The organism is Pseudomonas sp. RP-B7, assembly GCF_059803535.1.
The window spans coordinates 1-14,999 of the sequence record NZ_JAPFHC010000028.1 but is presented as its reverse complement, the minus strand read 5'-3'; the positions used below and the strand labels follow the sequence as shown (position 1 = coordinate 14,999).

14 protein-coding genes are annotated in these 14,999 nt (G+C 61.7%); 6 read left to right on the top strand and 8 right to left on the bottom strand.

Annotated features, from left to right (window positions below):
- Positions 1–7: 7 nt before the first annotated feature.
- The 3 genes from fecA to OPU96_RS21880 all read right to left on the bottom strand — a co-directional run bounded on the left by fecA (position 8) and on the right by OPU96_RS21880 (position 3,862).
- On the bottom strand, positions 8–2,344 hold the full coding sequence (gene fecA / locus OPU96_RS21890) for a TonB-dependent Fe(3+) dicitrate receptor FecA (RefSeq protein ID WP_498559673.1): 2,337 nt from the start codon (positions 2,342–2,344) through the stop codon (positions 8–10).
- Positions 2,345–2,435: 91 nt separating this feature from the next.
- A complete protein-coding gene (locus OPU96_RS21885; protein WP_498559672.1) occupies positions 2,436–3,377 on the bottom strand; it encodes a FecR domain-containing protein in 942 nt (313 codons plus the stop codon).
- Positions 3,374–3,862 carry a sigma-70 family RNA polymerase sigma factor gene (locus tag OPU96_RS21880; RefSeq protein WP_192297469.1) on the bottom strand — a complete coding sequence of 163 codons (489 nt, stop codon included), beginning with the start codon at positions 3,860–3,862 and terminating at the stop codon, positions 3,374–3,376. The genes OPU96_RS21885 and OPU96_RS21880 overlap by 4 nt, the downstream gene beginning before the upstream one ends.
- 184 nt (positions 3,863–4,046) lie before the next feature.
- Between OPU96_RS21880 and OPU96_RS21875 the strand changes: the two genes are divergently transcribed.
- The 5 genes from OPU96_RS21875 to OPU96_RS21855 are packed head-to-tail and all read left to right on the top strand — an operon-like array spanning position 4,047 to position 7,809.
- The gene (locus OPU96_RS21875; protein WP_192297467.1) at positions 4,047–4,349 is read left to right on the top strand and encodes a DUF3649 domain-containing protein; all 303 of its coding nucleotides are present in this window, start codon (positions 4,047–4,049) and stop codon (positions 4,347–4,349) included.
- Positions 4,346–5,920, top strand: a complete 1,575-nt coding sequence (locus tag OPU96_RS21870) for a PepSY-associated TM helix domain-containing protein (RefSeq protein ID WP_498559671.1) — start codon at positions 4,346–4,348, stop codon at positions 5,918–5,920. The genes OPU96_RS21875 and OPU96_RS21870 overlap by 4 nt, the downstream gene beginning before the upstream one ends.
- Positions 5,921–6,247, top strand: a complete 327-nt coding sequence (locus OPU96_RS21865) for a DUF3325 domain-containing protein (protein WP_498559670.1) — start codon at positions 5,921–5,923, stop codon at positions 6,245–6,247.
- A gap of 9 nt (positions 6,248–6,256) precedes the next feature.
- A complete protein-coding gene (locus OPU96_RS21860; protein WP_192297461.1) occupies positions 6,257–6,835 on the top strand; it encodes an RNA polymerase sigma factor in 579 nt (192 codons plus the stop codon).
- Positions 6,832–7,809 (top strand): FecR family protein, encoded by a 978-nt coding sequence (locus OPU96_RS21855; protein ID WP_498559669.1) that lies wholly within the window; start codon positions 6,832–6,834, stop codon positions 7,807–7,809. The genes OPU96_RS21860 and OPU96_RS21855 overlap by 4 nt, the downstream gene beginning before the upstream one ends.
- On the opposite strand, the gene OPU96_RS21850 is transcribed toward OPU96_RS21855, so the two are convergent.
- Entirely contained in the window at positions 7,810–8,160 is a 351-nt protein-coding gene (locus OPU96_RS21850; protein ID WP_498559668.1) for a glutaredoxin family protein, read from the bottom strand. It abuts the gene before it with no gap.
- On the bottom strand, positions 8,160–9,164 hold the full coding sequence (yejK, locus tag OPU96_RS21845) for a nucleoid-associated protein YejK (protein ID WP_003171997.1): 1,005 nt from the start codon (positions 9,162–9,164) through the stop codon (positions 8,160–8,162). Before yejK ends, OPU96_RS21850 begins: the two co-directional genes overlap by 1 nt.
- Before the next feature lie 395 nt (positions 9,165–9,559).
- Here yejK and OPU96_RS21840 point away from each other — a divergent pair, with 395 nt between their 5' ends.
- The gene (locus OPU96_RS21840) at positions 9,560–9,841 is read left to right on the top strand and encodes an HU family DNA-binding protein (RefSeq protein ID WP_003188840.1); all 282 of its coding nucleotides are present in this window, start codon (positions 9,560–9,562) and stop codon (positions 9,839–9,841) included.
- Between the two features lie 209 nt (positions 9,842–10,050).
- Here the strand turns inward: OPU96_RS21840 and rlmF are convergent, their stop codons facing one another.
- From rlmF to OPU96_RS21825, 3 genes are all read right to left on the bottom strand, one after another.
- Positions 10,051–11,070: a 23S rRNA (adenine(1618)-N(6))-methyltransferase RlmF gene (rlmF, locus tag OPU96_RS21835; protein ID WP_192297455.1), complete on the bottom strand. Its 1,020-nt coding sequence runs from the start codon at positions 11,068–11,070 to the stop codon at positions 10,051–10,053.
- 218 nt (positions 11,071–11,288) lie between these two features.
- Entirely contained in the window at positions 11,289–14,135 is a 2,847-nt protein-coding gene (locus tag OPU96_RS21830) for a valine--tRNA ligase (protein WP_498559667.1), read from the bottom strand.
- Between the two features lie 138 nt (positions 14,136–14,273).
- Positions 14,274–14,999: hypothetical protein (locus tag OPU96_RS21825; RefSeq protein ID WP_498559666.1), on the bottom strand; the 726-nt coding region annotated here is incomplete at its 5' end.

Below are 14,999 nucleotides of genomic sequence, written 5' to 3'. Positions count from 1 at the left end.
GCGAGGGTTAGAAGGCGATGGAAGTCTGCACGTACACCGTGCGCGGTTCACCGACGTACTTGCCCTTGTTGTTGTCGTCGAACGAGCGGGTGAAATACTGCTTGTTGAAGATGTTTTTCACACCGACCGCGACGTTCAAGTCTGACAGTTGCGGGCCAAAGTCGTACGCGGCACGGCTGCTGAACAGCATGTAGCCAGGGATACGTCCGGTATTGCCTTCAGCATTTTCCTGCTCGGTATTGGCGTTGTCGGCGAACTGGCTGCTCTGGTAGCTGCTGTCCACATTGAGTTTCCAGCGACCTTCGGTGTAACCCACGCCCAGGGTGCCTTTGTGCTTGGACGAGAAGGGTACGCGGTTGCCTTTGTTCGGGCCGTCTTCGCGGATGGTCGCGTCGACGTAGGCGTAGCTGGCGTACACATCAAAACCGGCCAGCGCCGGGCTCAGACCGTCGAGGGCATAGTTGAAGCTGGATTCGATGCCTTGGTGGCGGGTTTGGCCGCGTGCGATCACCGAGTCATCGGTCTGGTTGCTTTCGTACTGGTTGTCGAAGTTGATCAGGAACGCGCCGAGTTCCGCCCGCAAGGTGCCGTCGTCGTAGCGCGTGCCGATTTCCCAGGTGCGGGCTTTTTCCGGTTTGACTTCGCCTTTGGGCACGCGCTTGGCCATCTGGCTGTACTGCACGCTGCCGAACGAGCCTTCGGTGTTGGCGTAGAGGTTCCAGCTGTCGGTCAGGTGATAGAGCACGTTCAACGCTGGCAGCGCGGTGTTGTAGCTGCCTTTGTTGTCGAGGTTGTTGATGTGGTCGACCTGCCGGGATTTGATCATTTCGTAGCGCACGCCCGGGGTGATGGTCCACTTGCCAATATCAATCCGGTCGTCGATGAAGAACGCGTTGGCTTCGGTACTGCCACGGGTGTCGCGGTCGTTCTTGCTGCTGGTGCTCGGAATTTGCTGGTTGGCCGCAATCGGCGTGGTGTAGCGCATCTCGTGGCCGGCTTCGTTGATATAGCGATAGCCCACGCCGACTTCGTGGCTGGTGTTGCCGAGGTCGAAGCCTTGGGCGAAGCGGGTTTCCAGGCCGCGCACCCAGTATTCGCGGGGCGACAGGGACAGGAAGCGGGTCTGGTCCAGGTAGCCGTTGCGCAGGGTGGTGGTGAAGAAGGTGTTCACGGTGAATTCGCGGCGGTCTTCCTGGTAGCGGTAACCGGCGTTGAACATCGTACGGCGCCCCCAGAATTTGTCGTAGGGACGGGTCGACTGATACGGGTCGGCCTTGTAGTCCTTGACGTTCAAGCCACCGGGCATATCCGCCTGGCCTTCGTAGTACTGCGCCATGGCGTTGAAGCTGTTGGCCTCGTCGAGCTGGTATTTGCCCTTGAGGATCAGGTCATCGATGCGCGTGTTGCTGTTTTCACGCCAGTCGCCGCCACGGGTGCCGGAGTACAGGAGCGCGCCGCCCAGGCCGTTGTCGGCGGTGCCGCCGGCCAGCAGGTTGGCGGTGGTCTTGAAACCGTCATGGCTCGAAGACGGGCTGGTTTCGGTCTGGAAACCGCCTTTGACAGTCGGTGTGTCCGGGATTGCGCGGGTCACAAAGTTGACCACCCCGCCGACGTTCTGCGGGCCGTAGCGCACGGCGCCGCCGCCGCGGACCACGTCCACCGCGTCCATGTTGCCCATGCTGATCGGCGCGAATGACAGTTGCGGTTGGCCATACGGTGCGAAGGGCACCGGGATGCCGTCCATCAGCACCGTGGAGCGCGACGCCAGGCGCGGATTGAGGCCGCGAATTCCGAAGTTCAGCGCCATGTCGTGGCTGCCGGTGCCATTGTTTTCCGGGGCGTTGACGCCGGGGATGCGGTTGAGCACATCGCGGGCCTGGGTTGCGCCCTGGCGTTCGAATTCATCGCGGCGGATCACGTCACGGGCGCCGGGATGTTCGAAGACATTGGTTTGCGCCGCATCGCCGAGCCAGTCGCCGACCACGCTGGAGGTGCCCAGTTCGAGGGTTGCCGGTGCACTGGCCGACTGCAGGCTGTAGGCATTGTCGCCCTCGGCGCGGGCTTGCAGGCCGGTGCCTTCGAGCAATTTTTGCAGGCCATCGGCGGCGCTGTAGTTGCCGCTCAAACCACGGCTCTGCATGCCGGCCGTGACCTCGGAGCCGAAGGAAATCAGCACGCCGGCCTCGCGACCGAATTGATTCAACGCGGCTTCCAGCGACGCTGGTGCGATGTGGTAAGGCTTGGCGTCGGCGGCCATTGCAGCAGGTAGTACGGTCAGGCTCAGGCTGGCGCCGAGTAGGAGTTGGCCCAAGGTGCGGGCAAGAAGCGTCGGTTGCTGGGGCATGAAGTGCGGTCCTGAGAAGGAAGGATCAAGGTGGCTTTCCTTCTCTGTCACGCGAGGTGTGGAAAACGGCTCACAACAATTGCAGATAATTTCAGGCTCGCGCCTCGACGGTCACCCAATAGCGGGTAAAGCGCCGCACCTTGACCGGCAGGCTGACGGTCAACAGGTCGAGAATGCGTTCACTGTCGTCCAGCGGGTAGCTGCCGGAGATCAGCAGGTTGGCGACCTGGGGGGCGCAATTGAGTTGGCCACGGCGATAACGGCTGAGTTCGCCGAGGAAATCTTCCAGGCGCATGTGGGCTGCGACCAGCATGCCATCGGCCCACGCGCCGCTGTTGGCGTCGGTGGCGCGCGGGGTGTCCCAGCCTTTGCGGGTGAAGTTGACCTGGTGCGCGGTGTCGACCGTCAGCGGCAGGCCGCTGTAGATATTGGGCATCACGTCGACGTGGCCGTCGAGGACCGCCAGTTGGGTGTGGTCGTTGAACTGGCGCACATTCAGGCGCGCCGCCTGGCTGCTGAGCAGACCCTGGCCGGTCAGCACGTTGAGCGGCCGGTTGCCTTTGGCGCCGGTCAGCAGGATCTCGCCTTCGAGCAGGCGGATCAGCCGCTGCTGGCCATCGAAATGCACATCCACCGCGCTGCCGGTATTGAGCTGCAACTGGCTGCCGTCGGCCAGTTGCACCTTGCGCCGTTGACCGACGGGGCTGCGGTAGTCGGCCGTGAGCGGCGGCAGGATATGTTGCTGGCGCAGGCTCCAGGCGGCGACCGAACCAGCGCCGAGGATCAGCAGCAGCTTGAGGGCCTGGCGGCGGCTGGTGGAGGTTGGCGCGTTCAACGCCGCATGGGCCAGGGGCGATGGCATGCCACGCAGGCGCTGGTTGACGCGTTGCATATGGTCCCAGGCGCGCTGGTGTTCACTGTGGGCATTCAGCCATTGCTGCCAGGCCGCTTGTTGGCGCGGGTTGAGGGCGCCTTGCTGCATTTCCATCAGCCAATGCACGGCCTGTTCGGCAACTTGGGTCGAGAAATTCATAGGGCAAAGTAGCAGCGCATGGCGGCTTTATTCAGGTGGCGTTTGACGGTGGCGATGGAGATGCCCAGCTCTGCGCCGATTTGCGCGTAGGTCAGGCCATCGAGTTGGGCCAGCAGGAAGGCGCGTTTGACTGGCGTGGGCAAGCCGTCGAGCAACTGGTCCAGCTCGACCAGGGTTTGCAGGATGATTGCGCGTTCTTCTTCCGACGGTGCCACGTGTTCGGGCAACTGGGCCAGGGCGTCGAGGTAGGCGCGCTCCAGGTCCTGGCGGCGGTAGAAATTGCACAGCACGCGCTTGGCCACGGTGGTGAGGAAGGCGCGGGGTTCGATCAATGTTGGCGTTTCACGGGCGCTGAGCACGCGGATGAAGGTGTCTTGCGCCAGGTCGGCGGCACTTTCCGGGCAGCCGAGCTTGCGTCGCAACCAGCCGGTGAGCCAGTGGTGATGGTCGGTGTACAAAACTTCGACGGTGTTGGACGGCTGCAACGCGATCACCCTTCGCTACGAGCATGCGGGCATTTGGCATGCTTTAGAGAACAAGAATTGTTCGCATTGTAGGTGGGCCGCTACGGTTCGGCAATCCGCCAGTACCGGCGTTTCATCCGTTCTTTTTTGCTTATGAGAATATTTATCATTAATATTGCGCACTGATGAACCTGGCGTCTCCCGCATGAAAAGCAAAACCTCACTTGCGCTACCCTACCGTCTGGCCGTCACATCGCGGGTGCTCGCGGCTGTCGTCGGCGGCTACCTGATGGCCTCCCTGGCCGCCATCTGCCTGGCATTGTGGATGCCCACGTCCCGCGCCGACGCGGTGATCACCGGGATGATGAGTTCGTTTGTGTTCTATCTGCTGGCGGTGCTCTGGTGCTTTGCATGCCGCACGGCCTGGCGCGCCTGGTTTGGCGTGATGTTGCCGAGTGCGGCGTTTGCCACCCTGGCGGGTGTGGGGTTGTGGATGGCGCGTCCATGAAAGAGGGTTTTCGCCAGGCCATGGCCTGGTTGCACACCTGGAGCGGGCTGATCTTTGGCTGGCTGCTGTTTGCGATTTTCCTGACGGGCACCTTGTCGTATTTCAAGGACGAGATCAGCCACTGGATGCAGCCCGAAGTGCAGGCTTATCCACTGGACAACGCGCGCAGCCTGGGCGTCGCGCAAACCTATTTGCAGCAGGTGGCGCCAACGGCCGCGCGCTGGTTTATCAACCTGCCGGATGACCGCGACCCCGCCTTGACGGTGATGTGGCAAGACAAACTCGACCCTGGCCGTCGCGGCAATTTCATCCAGAAAACCCTCGACCCGGTTACCGGCCAAGATGTGCAGGCCCGCGAAAGCATGGGCGGCGAGTTCTTCTATCGTTTCCATTTCCAGCTGCAAATGCCCCATCCCTGGGGCCGCTGGCTGTCCACCATCGCTGCGATGGTGATGTTTGTCGCGCTGATCACCGGGATCATCACCCACAAGAAAATCTTCAAGGACTTCTTCACCTTCCGCCCGCGCAAAGGCCAGCGTTCCTGGCTCGACGGGCATAACGCGGTCGGTGTGCTGGTGCTGCCGTTCCACCTGATGATCACCTACAGCAGCCTGGTGATTTTCATGAGCATGGTGATGCCGGCGCCGATCCTCGCCTCCTATTCGGGTGATACCCGCGCCTTTTTCAACGACGTGTTCCCCGCCACCAACAACGCGCCGGCGCAGGGGCAACCGGGCAAATTGCTGCCGCTGTTGCCGATGTACGAACAGGCGCGGGCGCAATGGGACGGTGGCCATGTGGGGCGTCTGGGGGTGAACAACCCCAGCGACGTGAACGCTTCGGTCAATGTGTTTCGGGCCAGTTCCGACAACGTGGTGCATGAGTTCGACAGCATCGTGTCGTTCAGCGGCACCAGCGGCGAACTGCTGCGCACCAGTGCCGGGCAATCGCTGCCGGCGATCATCGGCGGCAGTTTCTACGGCCTGCACATGGGCCAGTTCGCCGGGCCGGTGTTGCGTTGGTTGTACTTTATCTGCGGGCTGGCGGGCACGGCGATGATCGGCACCGGGCTGGTGATCTGGCTGGGCAAGCGCCAACTCAAGCACGCCAAGAGCGGCGTGATGCCGTTTGAACTGCGCCTGGTGGAGGTGCTCAACATCGCCAGCATGTCCGGGTTGATGATCGCCATAGCGGCGTTCTTCTGGGCCAACCGCCTGCTGCCGGTGGGCTTTGCCGAGCGCTCTGCCTGGGAAGTACAGACCTTCTTCATGGCCTGGGGTGTGAGCCTGCTGCACGCGGTCCTGCGCCGTGGCCGCCAGGGCTGGGTTGAACAACTGAGTGTCGGCGCGCTGCTGTTTGTCGCGATCCCGCTGCTCAATGCGCTGACCACTTCGCACCACCTGGGCGTGTCGCTGGCGACGGGTGATTGGGCCATGGCCGGTTTCGACCTGACGTGCCTGGCCAGCGGCGTATTCCTCGCCTGGGCCGCGTGGAAGATGCAGCACCGTGCTGCGCCCCAGCCCAGGGGCGAGCGGGCGCGTTCGTTGACCCTCAAGCAGGAGGCGAACTGAATGCTGCTCGCACTCTTGATGTGCTACGCCGGGTTCACTGCGCTGTGCCTGTCCACCGACCGTCACTATGGCGAATTGCTGCACAGCAAGCCGTCGCCCCAACGGCGCGTGGGGTTGCGGGCGGCGGGCTGGTTGCTGCTGGCACTGTCGATCTGGCCGGCCGTGGCGCTCGGTGGTTGGAGCCGGGGCCTGGTGGAGTGGTGCGCGGTGTTGATGCTCAGTGCGCTGTTGCTGGTGCTGTTGTTGCCGTATCGGCCACGGTTGGCCTTGATCCTGGCGGGCGTCGGCCTGCTGGCCAGCCCCGTCGCGGCCTTCGCCATCCTCTGAGCCACGCCCATGATGATCAGCACCCCACCGGAGTCCCAGGACAGCCAGCGCGCTGAATCAGCAGGCGGGCGTGCGCATTTCCTGCAGGTGTTTCTCTCGCAGCGTTCACAGATGGAAGCCTTGGTCAGCCGACGTGTCGGTTGCCGTGCCACGGCTGCCGACCTGGTGCAGGATTTATTCCTACGCTTCTGGCGCCGCCCGCTGGTGCAGGTCGAGGAACTCAGCACCTACCTGCTGCGCTGCGCTGGCAACATCGCCATTGACCACCTGCGCAGCGAAAGCGCGCGGGTGCGCAGCAGCGAAGGCTGGCTGCCCGAGCAACAGGATAATCAGGGTTGCGAACCCCAAGCGGCCTTGGAGGCGGGCAATGATCTGCGCCATGTCGAAGCTGCCCTGCGCAGCTTGCCGGAGCGCACGCGGCAGATTTTCCTGCTCAACCGCATTCATGGCCGCAAGTACGCGGAAATCGCCAAGGCCATGGGTCTGTCCCAAAGTGCCGTGGAAAAACATATGATGCGTGCCCTCGAAGCCTGCAAAGCCAGCCTTCGTGAGCCATCACCCCCACGCACGCCAGGGACAGCACCGTGAACCGCACCCCCACGCCCGACCAGGAACACGCCGCGCTGGCCTGGCTGAGCCTGCTGCACGACCAACCGAGCAGCGGCGACCAGGCCACGTTCAGCCAATGGTTGCGTGCCGATCCGGCCCACATCGAGGCGTACTCCCAGGCCCAGGTACTGTGGGAATTGAGTGAAGTGCCTGCGCGAAAATTGGCGGACGAGGATGCATTGGCCTTGCAGGGTTACCTCAAGGCGATGCACACCTCGAAGCGCTCGCGGGTTGTACGCGGGGCAGGCGCGTTGGCGATGGCCGCGTGCCTGCTGCTGATGGTGTCCATGGGCGCAGGCTGGCAGCCGTCGCGCTGGGTCGATGACTTTGGCGCCGACTATGTGACGGCGCCAGGCGAAGTCAAAACCGTCACCCTGGCGGATAAATCCCAAGTCACCCTTGATGCCGACAGCGCGATTGCCGTGGATTTCAGCCATGGCGAACGGCACATCCAGTTGCGTCGTGGTGCGGGGTTTTTCAGCGTGACCCACACTGGCGAGTCCTTTGTGGTGGAGGCGGGCAGCGGTGAAGCGCGGGTGCTCGGTACGCAATTCGAAGTGCGCCTGCAACCGGCGGGGGCGCAGGTGACGGTGCTGTCGGGGCGGGTAGGGGTGACGCCGTCCAGGCAGGGCCAACAGCAAGTTCTTACAGCCGGCCAGCAAGTGGCCTACACGCAAGGTGTGGCCGATGCCATGCACCCGGTGGACAGCGAATCGCGCCTGGCCTGGCGCGACGGCTGGCTCAACTACTACAAGGCGCCGCTGGCCGATGTGGTCAAGGATCTGGAGCGCTACTACCCGGGCCGCATCCTGTTGCTCAACGATGAGATGGGCAGCAAGCGCGTCAGTGGCAGTTTCCCGAGCAAGGATCCGCAGGCGGTGTTGAATGCGTTGCAGGCCGTGCTCGGGTTCGAGCAGCACAACCTGCTGGGTCACGTGATCGTGGTGCGCTGATTATTTCAGCGCCGCCATGATCTTCTCCGGGCTGAACTCACGGATCAGCGTGCCGTTGACGTCTACAAACGGAATCCCGCCGCCGCCCAGCGCCTCGTAGGCCTTGCGCGCCTGGGCGTCCTTTTCGATGTCGAACACCTGGTAGGGCAGGCCTTTCTGGTCCAGGAAGCGGCGGATCTGCTTGCAGTAGCCGCACCATTCGGTGGAATAGAGCACCACCCGCGCCGAGGCCCGGGTTTGTTCCGGCGCCACCTGGGACGGATTGAACACCCGCTCGATCTTGCCCCAGTTCTGGAACACCACCACCACCAGCAATACCAGCAGGACTTTCTTGAACACCCCGCCGAGCATCAGTTGCGGCGCTTGAGCTGGTCGGTCAGTTGGGTCGGCAAACCCTTGATGATCAGCGTGCCAGCCGCCTCGTCGTACTCGATCTTGTCGCCCAGCAAGTGCGCTTCAAAACTGATCGACAAGCCTTCGGCGCGGCCGGTAAAGCGGCGGAACTGGTTGAGGGTGCGCTTATCCGCCGGAATTTCCGGCGACAGACCGTAGTCCTTGTTGCGGATATGGTCGTAGAACGCCTTAGGCCGATCTTCATCGATCAAGCCCGAGAGTTCTTCCAGGCCCATCGGCTCGCCGAGCTTGGCCTGGCTGCTGGCGTAGTCCACCAGGGTCTTGGTTTTTTCGCGGGCGGATTCGTCCGGCAGGTCTTCGCTTTCAACGAAGTCACTGAATGCCTTGAGCAGGGTACGGGTTTCGCCCGGGCCGTCGACGCCTTCCTGGCAGCCGATAAAGTCGCGGAAGTACTCCGAGACCTTCTTGCCGTTCTTGCCCTTGATAAACGAGATGTACTGCTTGGACTGCTTGTTGTTCTGCCACTCGGAAACGTTGATACGCGCCGCCAGGTGCAACTGGCCGAGGTCCAGGTGACGCGACGGGGTCACGTCCAACTCGTCGGTCACTGCCACGCCTTCGCTGTGGTGCAGCAGGGCGATGGCCAGGTAATCGGTCATGCCTTGTTGGTAGTGGGCAAACAGCACGTGGCCGCCAGTGGAGAGGTTGGACTCTTCCATCAGCTTTTGCAGGTGCTCGACGGCGGTGCGGCTAAAGGTGGTGAAATCCTGGCCACCGTCGAAATACTCCTTCAACCAACCACTGAACGGGTGCGCGCCGGACTCGGCATGGAAGAAACCCCAGGCCTTGCCTTGTTTGGCGTTATAGCTCTCGTTGAGGTCGGCAAGCATGTTCTCGATGGCGGCCGATTCGGACAGCTCCGAATCGCGGGCGTGGAGAACTGCGGGCGTGCCGTCGGGTTTTTTGTCGATCAGGTGGACGATGCAATGACGGATCGGCATGGGCTTCTCGGCTGGTTGAAGGGGAGCGGTTGGCCTCCCCGAAAAGTCGCCCAGTGTACCGCACCCATTGGTCAAGACGCGCTTTCAAGGCGGTTTTGCCGCTCTCCGACATGGCATATGCCATTTTTTCACGGTTTAGAGCGATAAAGCTGACCAAATGGGTAGGTAGAAGCGGATATTTCCCCGTCTCTGTGCTAGTTTTGCCCCGTCTTACGCCAAGTCTCGGCGTTAAGCGTGCATTCAGCATCTGTCAGGTCGAACCAATCCCCGTTTCAAGCATCTATAACCCCGATCTTCGCGGTTATAGCCTGGGGTGCCAGACCTAGACGGTCGGGCTCGACGGCTGACACTGCACTCTGCAATCCATATGAATTTGATAGGGAAGGAACACCACAATGGCTATTACTAAAGACCAACTGATCGCTGACCTGGCTGAAGCAGTAGACGCACCGAAAACCACCGTGCGCGCTCTGCTGGACCAACTGAGCCAAGTTGTTGCTGACCAGCTGGAAAACGGCGGCGAAATCACTCTGCCAGGCGTTGGCAAACTGAAAGTGACCGAGCGTCCTGCCCGTACTGGCCGTAACCCTTCGACTGGCGCTGCCATCGAAATCGCTGCCAAGAAAGTTATCAAGCTGGTTGTGGCCAAAGGCCTGACCGACGCTGTTAACAAGTAAGACGCAGCAAAAAAAACCGTGCTCCGGAGCGATCCGGGCACGGTTTTTTGTTGCCTGCGATTTGTAGAGGCCCTGTAGTGAGCGGGCTTGCCCCGCGCTGGGTGGCGAAGCCGCCCCAAATCCCGTCACCTCGGTTTTCCTGACACACCGCGGCAGACCGTTTTAGGGCGGCTTCGCCCCCCAGCGCGGGGCAAGCCCGCTCACTACAGTTAGTCGCGGGCCCAGCGCTGGCGCCAGATCTGCTGCTCGTTCTTGGTCTGGAAGGTCCAGGCCACAAAGCGGCTTTGCTTTTGCCCCTGGGACATCTCCACTACCTGGCTTTCCAGCACGCCGGCTTTTTTCAGCGCGGTCTCGATGGCAGGCAGGTTCGACGCCTTTGACACCAGGGTGCTGAACCACAACACCTTGTGGGCAAAATGCGCACTCTCGGCGATCAACTGCGTCACAAAACGCGCTTCGCCGCCTTCACACCACAATTCGGCCGATTGGCCACCGAAATTCAGTACCGGCAACTTGCGCTTGGGATCGGCCTTGCCCAGGGCGCGCCATTTACGCTCGCTGCCCTTGGTGGCTTCGTCCATGGACGCGTGGAACGGCGGGTTGCACATGGTCAGGTCAAAACGCTCACCCGGCTCCAGCAAGCCCAGCAGGATCTGTTTGGGGTTGGGTTGCTGGCGCAGTTGGATGACCTTGCTCAAGTCGTTGGACTGCACGATGGCCTTGGCGGCGGCCACGGCGGTAGGGTCGACCTCCGAGCCGAGGAAGGTCCAGCGGTACTCCATGTAGCCAATCAGCGGATAGACGCAGTTGGCGCCCATGCCGATGTCCAGCACCTTGATGATCGAGCCGCGCGGGACCTTGCCGTCGTTGTTGCTGGCCAACAGGTCGGCGAGGAAGTGCACGTAGTCCGCACGCCCCGGCACCGGCGGGCACAGGTAATCGGCCGGGATGTCCCAATGCTGGATGCCATAGAAGGATTTGAGCAGCGCCCGGTTGAACACCCGCACCGCATCCGGGCTGGCGAAGTCGATGCTCTCTTTGCCATACGGATTGATGATCACGAATTTCGCCAGTTCCGGCGTGGTCTTGATCAGCGCCGGGAAGTCGTAACGGCCTGTGTGGCGGTTGCGCGGGTGCAGGGTAGCCTCTTTGCGCGGCGCGACGGGCTTGGCCGTGGCGGCGGTTTTAGGCTTCTTGCGTGCAGGCTTGGGTGTGCTGGGGGCGGTCATGATGATTCTGGTGTTGGCTCAAAGTGGTGGGCATTGTCACACATTCTCAGGGTGAACTCGGTTAAATGTGGGAGCGTGCTTGCTCGCGAATGCGGTACATCAGAAACAGATGCAGTGCCTGACACACTGCATTCGCCAGCAAGCCCGCTCCCACATCGATTGGGTTTTCAGGCCAAAAAAAAGAGGCCCGAAGGCCTCTTTTCTACATGGAATCCACCTTACAGGCTGGAAATCCGCGCATGTTGCTCCGCCAGTTTGCCCAGGGCCTGTTCAGCCTCGGCCAACTTGGCGCGTTCTTTGTCGATCACTTCGGCCGGTGCCTTGTCGACGAACGCCGCGTTGGACAGCTTGCCGCCCACACGCTGCACTTCGCCTTGCAGGCGCGCAATTTCCTTGTCGAGTCGAGCCAGTTCCGCGCCCTTGTCGATCAGGCCAGCCATCGGCACCAGCACTTCCATCTCGCCGACCAGTGCGGTGGCGGACAGCGGCGCTTCGGCGTCGGTAGCCAATACCGTGATCGACTCCAGCTTCGCCAGCTTCTTGAGCAGCGCATCGTTTTCGGCGAGACGACGCTGGTCTTCGGCACTGGCGTTCTTCACAAACACCGCCAATGGCTTGCCCGGCCCAATGTTCATCTCGGCGCGGATGTTGCGCGTGCCGAGCATCAGGGTCTTGAGCCATTCGATATCGCTTTCGGCCGCCTCATCGATGCGCGCTTCGTTGGCCACCGGCCAAGGTTGCAGCATGATGGTCTTGCCCTCGATACCGGCCAGCGGCGCGAGGCGCTGCCAGATTTCTTCGGTGATGAACGGCATGAACGGATGCGCCAGGCGCAGGGCCACTTCCAGCACGCGCACCAGGGTGCGACGGGTGCCACGCTGACGTTCGATCGGCGCGTTTTCGTCCCACAGCACAGGCTTGGACAGTTCCAGGTACCAGTCGCAGTACTGGTTCCAGATGAACTCGTACAAGGCTTGTGCGGCCAGGTCGAAACGGAACTGGTCGAGTTGGCGGGTCACTTCGGCTTCGGTGCGCTGCAATTGCGAGATGATCCAGCGATCCGCCAGGGACAGTTCGACGGCTTCGCCGTTCTGGCCGCAGTCTTCGCCTTTGTCCAGCACGTAGCGCGCGGCGTTCCAGATCTTGTTGCAGAAGTTGCGATAGCCTTCGACGCGGCCCATGTCGAACTTGATGTCGCGACCGGTGGACGCCAGCGAGCAGAAGGTGAAGCGCAGGGCGTCGGTGCCATAGCTGGCGATGCCGTCGGCGAACTCGTCGCGGGTCTGCTTCTCGATCTTCTTCGCCAGTTTCGGCTGCATCAGGCCCGAGGTACGTTTTTGTACCAGGGTTTCCAGGTCGATACCGTCGATGATGTCCAACGGGTCCAGGACGTTGCCCTTGGACTTGGACATCTTCTGGCCCTGGCCGTCACGCACCAGGCCGTGCACGTACACGGTCTTGAACGGAACCTGTGGCGTGCCGTCCTCGTTCTTCACCAGGTGCATGGTCAGCATGATCATCCGGGCGACCCAGAAGAAAATGATGTCGAAGCCGGTGACCAGCACGTCGGTGGAGTGGAATTTCTTCAGGAATTCGGTCTGTTGCGGCCAGCCCAGGGTGGAGAACGTCCACAGGCCCGAGCTGAACCAGGTGTCCAGCACGTCGTTGTCCTGTTGCAGCGCAACGTCGGCACCGAGGTTGTGCTTGGCACGCACTTCGGCTTCGTCGCGGCCTACATAGACCTTGCCCGACTCGTCGTACCAGGCCGGAATACGGTGGCCCCACCACAGTTGACGGCTGATGCACCAATCCTGGATGTCGCGCATCCACGAGAAGTACATGTTTTCGTACTGTTTCGGCACGAACTGGATGCGGCCATCTTCCACGGCAGCAATCGCAGGCTCGGCCAACGGCTTGGTGGACACGTACCACTGGTCGGTCAGCCACGGCTCGATGATGGTGCCGGAGCGGTCGCCCTTCGGCACTTTCAGGCCGTGGTCGTCAACGCTGACCAGCAGGCCGGCAGCGTCGAAGGCGGCAACGATCTGCTTGCGCGCTTCGAAACGGTCGAGACCGGCGTATTCGGCCGGGATCTTGCCGTCGATGCTGTCGTTCAACGTGCCATCCAGGTTGAACACCTGGCAGGCCGGCAATACGGCGGCGTTTTTGTCGAAGATGTTCAGCAGCGGCAGGTTGTGGCGCTTGCCGACTTCGTAGTCGTTGAAATCGTGGGCCGGGGTGATTTTCACACAGCCGGTGCCGAATTCCGGGTCGCAGTAGTCGTCCGCGATGATCGGGATGCGGCGGCCAACCAGCGGCAGCTCGACGAACTTGCCGATCAGTGCCTGGTAGCGCTCATCGTTCGGGTTAACGGCCACGGCGGCGTCGCCGAGCATGGTTTCCGGACGGGTGGTGGCGACGATCAGGTAGTCGTTGCCCTCGGCGGTCTTGGCACCGTCAGCCAGGGGGTACTTGAGGTTCCACAGGAAGCCTTTTTCGTCGTGGTTTTCCACTTCGAGGTCGGAAATCGCCGTGTGCAGCTTGGTGTCCCAGTTGACCAGGCGTTTGCCGCGGTAGATCAGGCCGTCTTCATGCAGGCGCACAAAGGCTTCTTTCACGGCTTCCGACAGGCCGTCGTCCATGGTGAAGCGCTCGCGGCTCCAGTCTACGGACGAGCCGAGGCGACGGATCTGACGGCTGATGTTGCCACCGGACTGGTCTTTCCATTCCCAGACTTTTTCCAGGAATTTCTCGCGCCCCAGGTCGTGACGGCTCTGGCCGGTGGCTTCGAGTTGGCGTTCCACCAGCATCTGCGTGGCGATACCGGCGTGGTCGGTGCCCGGCTGCCACAGGGTGTTGCGGCCCTGCATGCGGCGGAAACGGATCAACGCATCCATGATCGCATTGTTGAAGCCATGGCCCATGTGCAGGCTGCCAGTGACGTTCGGTGGCGGGATCATGATGGTGTAGGAATCGCCCGCGCCTTGCGGGGCGAAATAATTCTCGGATTCCCAGGTGTTGTACCAGGAAGTTTCGATAGCGTGCGGCTGGTAGGTCTTATCCATGCGCGGCGGGACCCTAGTTGGCATTTATTCAGGAAAGCCGGCAAGTATAACGAGGATGAGCCGTTGCGCGTAGAGCGAGGTGACGGGGCGAAGTAGAAAGTTGGTTCGCCCCGTAGGTAGCACGAACGCAGAAATGGTCTAGATGACCCTCAGTGTATAGGTAGCCCAACCGGAGACAGGCTGGTTTGCCGTGTTGTATTCGGCAAACTGGATCAAGGCGTTGCCTTGTGCGTCGGGCTGTAGCGGTGGATTGAGTGTCAAGCTCCAATTACCCGACGCATCTGCCTGTGCCTGGCCATGAAAGATGCTGCCGCTGGCGTTATAGAACCAGATGGTTGAGTAGGGCGTTGCTATGCCTTGCAGGTAAGGATTGTAGGCACTGACTGTGGTCGAACTGGTCAACACGGGAGCGCTTCCTGGCGGGCGGGGCGTAGTGCCTGGGACAGTGCCGCCTCCGCCACCGACGCTGCTGAGGGTCAGATTGGCGCCGGTCCAGGGAGAGATCTGCTGGCCGGAAGCGTTGTATTCAGCCAAGGCGATACTGACGTTACCGTAGGCGTCGATTGCCAATGGTTGGTTGGGGGTGAGGCTCCAGTTACCGAATTGATCGGCTCTGACCAACCCGTAATTTACACTTCCACCCGCGAGGAAAACCTGGACTATGGCATTTGGCGCAGCCACGCCTTGTAGCAGTGGCTGGCGGGAGTTGATGGTCGTTGAGCTGGTAAGCACTGGAGGGCTTCCTGGTGGCAGGATTGCACCGCCTGGGACAGTGCCGCCTCCGCCACCGACGCTGCTGAGGGTCAGATTGGCGCCGGTCCAGGGAGAGATCTGCTGGCCGGAAGCGTTGTATTCAGCCAAGGC

Coding starts and splice junctions, on each gene's coding strand:
- fecA (WP_498559673.1), bottom strand. CDS start 2,344: ATGCCCCAGCAACCGACGCTTCTTGCCCGCACCTTGGGCCAACTCCTA.
- OPU96_RS21885 (WP_498559672.1), bottom strand. CDS start 3,377: ATGAATTTCTCGACCCAAGTTGCCGAACAGGCCGTGCATTGGCTGATG.
- OPU96_RS21875 (WP_192297467.1), top strand. CDS start 4,047: ATGAAAAGCAAAACCTCACTTGCGCTACCCTACCGTCTGGCCGTCACA.
- OPU96_RS21870 (WP_498559671.1), top strand. CDS start 4,346: ATGAAAGAGGGTTTTCGCCAGGCCATGGCCTGGTTGCACACCTGGAGC.
- OPU96_RS21865 (WP_498559670.1), top strand. CDS start 5,921: ATGCTGCTCGCACTCTTGATGTGCTACGCCGGGTTCACTGCGCTGTGC.
- OPU96_RS21860 (WP_192297461.1), top strand. CDS start 6,257: ATGATGATCAGCACCCCACCGGAGTCCCAGGACAGCCAGCGCGCTGAA.
- OPU96_RS21850 (WP_498559668.1), bottom strand. CDS start 8,160: ATGCTCGGCGGGGTGTTCAAGAAAGTCCTGCTGGTATTGCTGGTGGTG.
- yejK (WP_003171997.1), bottom strand. CDS start 9,164: ATGCCGATCCGTCATTGCATCGTCCACCTGATCGACAAAAAACCCGAC.
- OPU96_RS21840 (WP_003188840.1), top strand. CDS start 9,560: ATGGCTATTACTAAAGACCAACTGATCGCTGACCTGGCTGAAGCAGTA.
- rlmF (WP_192297455.1), bottom strand. CDS start 11,070: ATGACCGCCCCCAGCACACCCAAGCCTGCACGCAAGAAGCCTAAAACC.
- OPU96_RS21830 (WP_498559667.1), bottom strand. CDS start 14,135: ATGGATAAGACCTACCAGCCGCACGCTATCGAAACTTCCTGGTACAAC.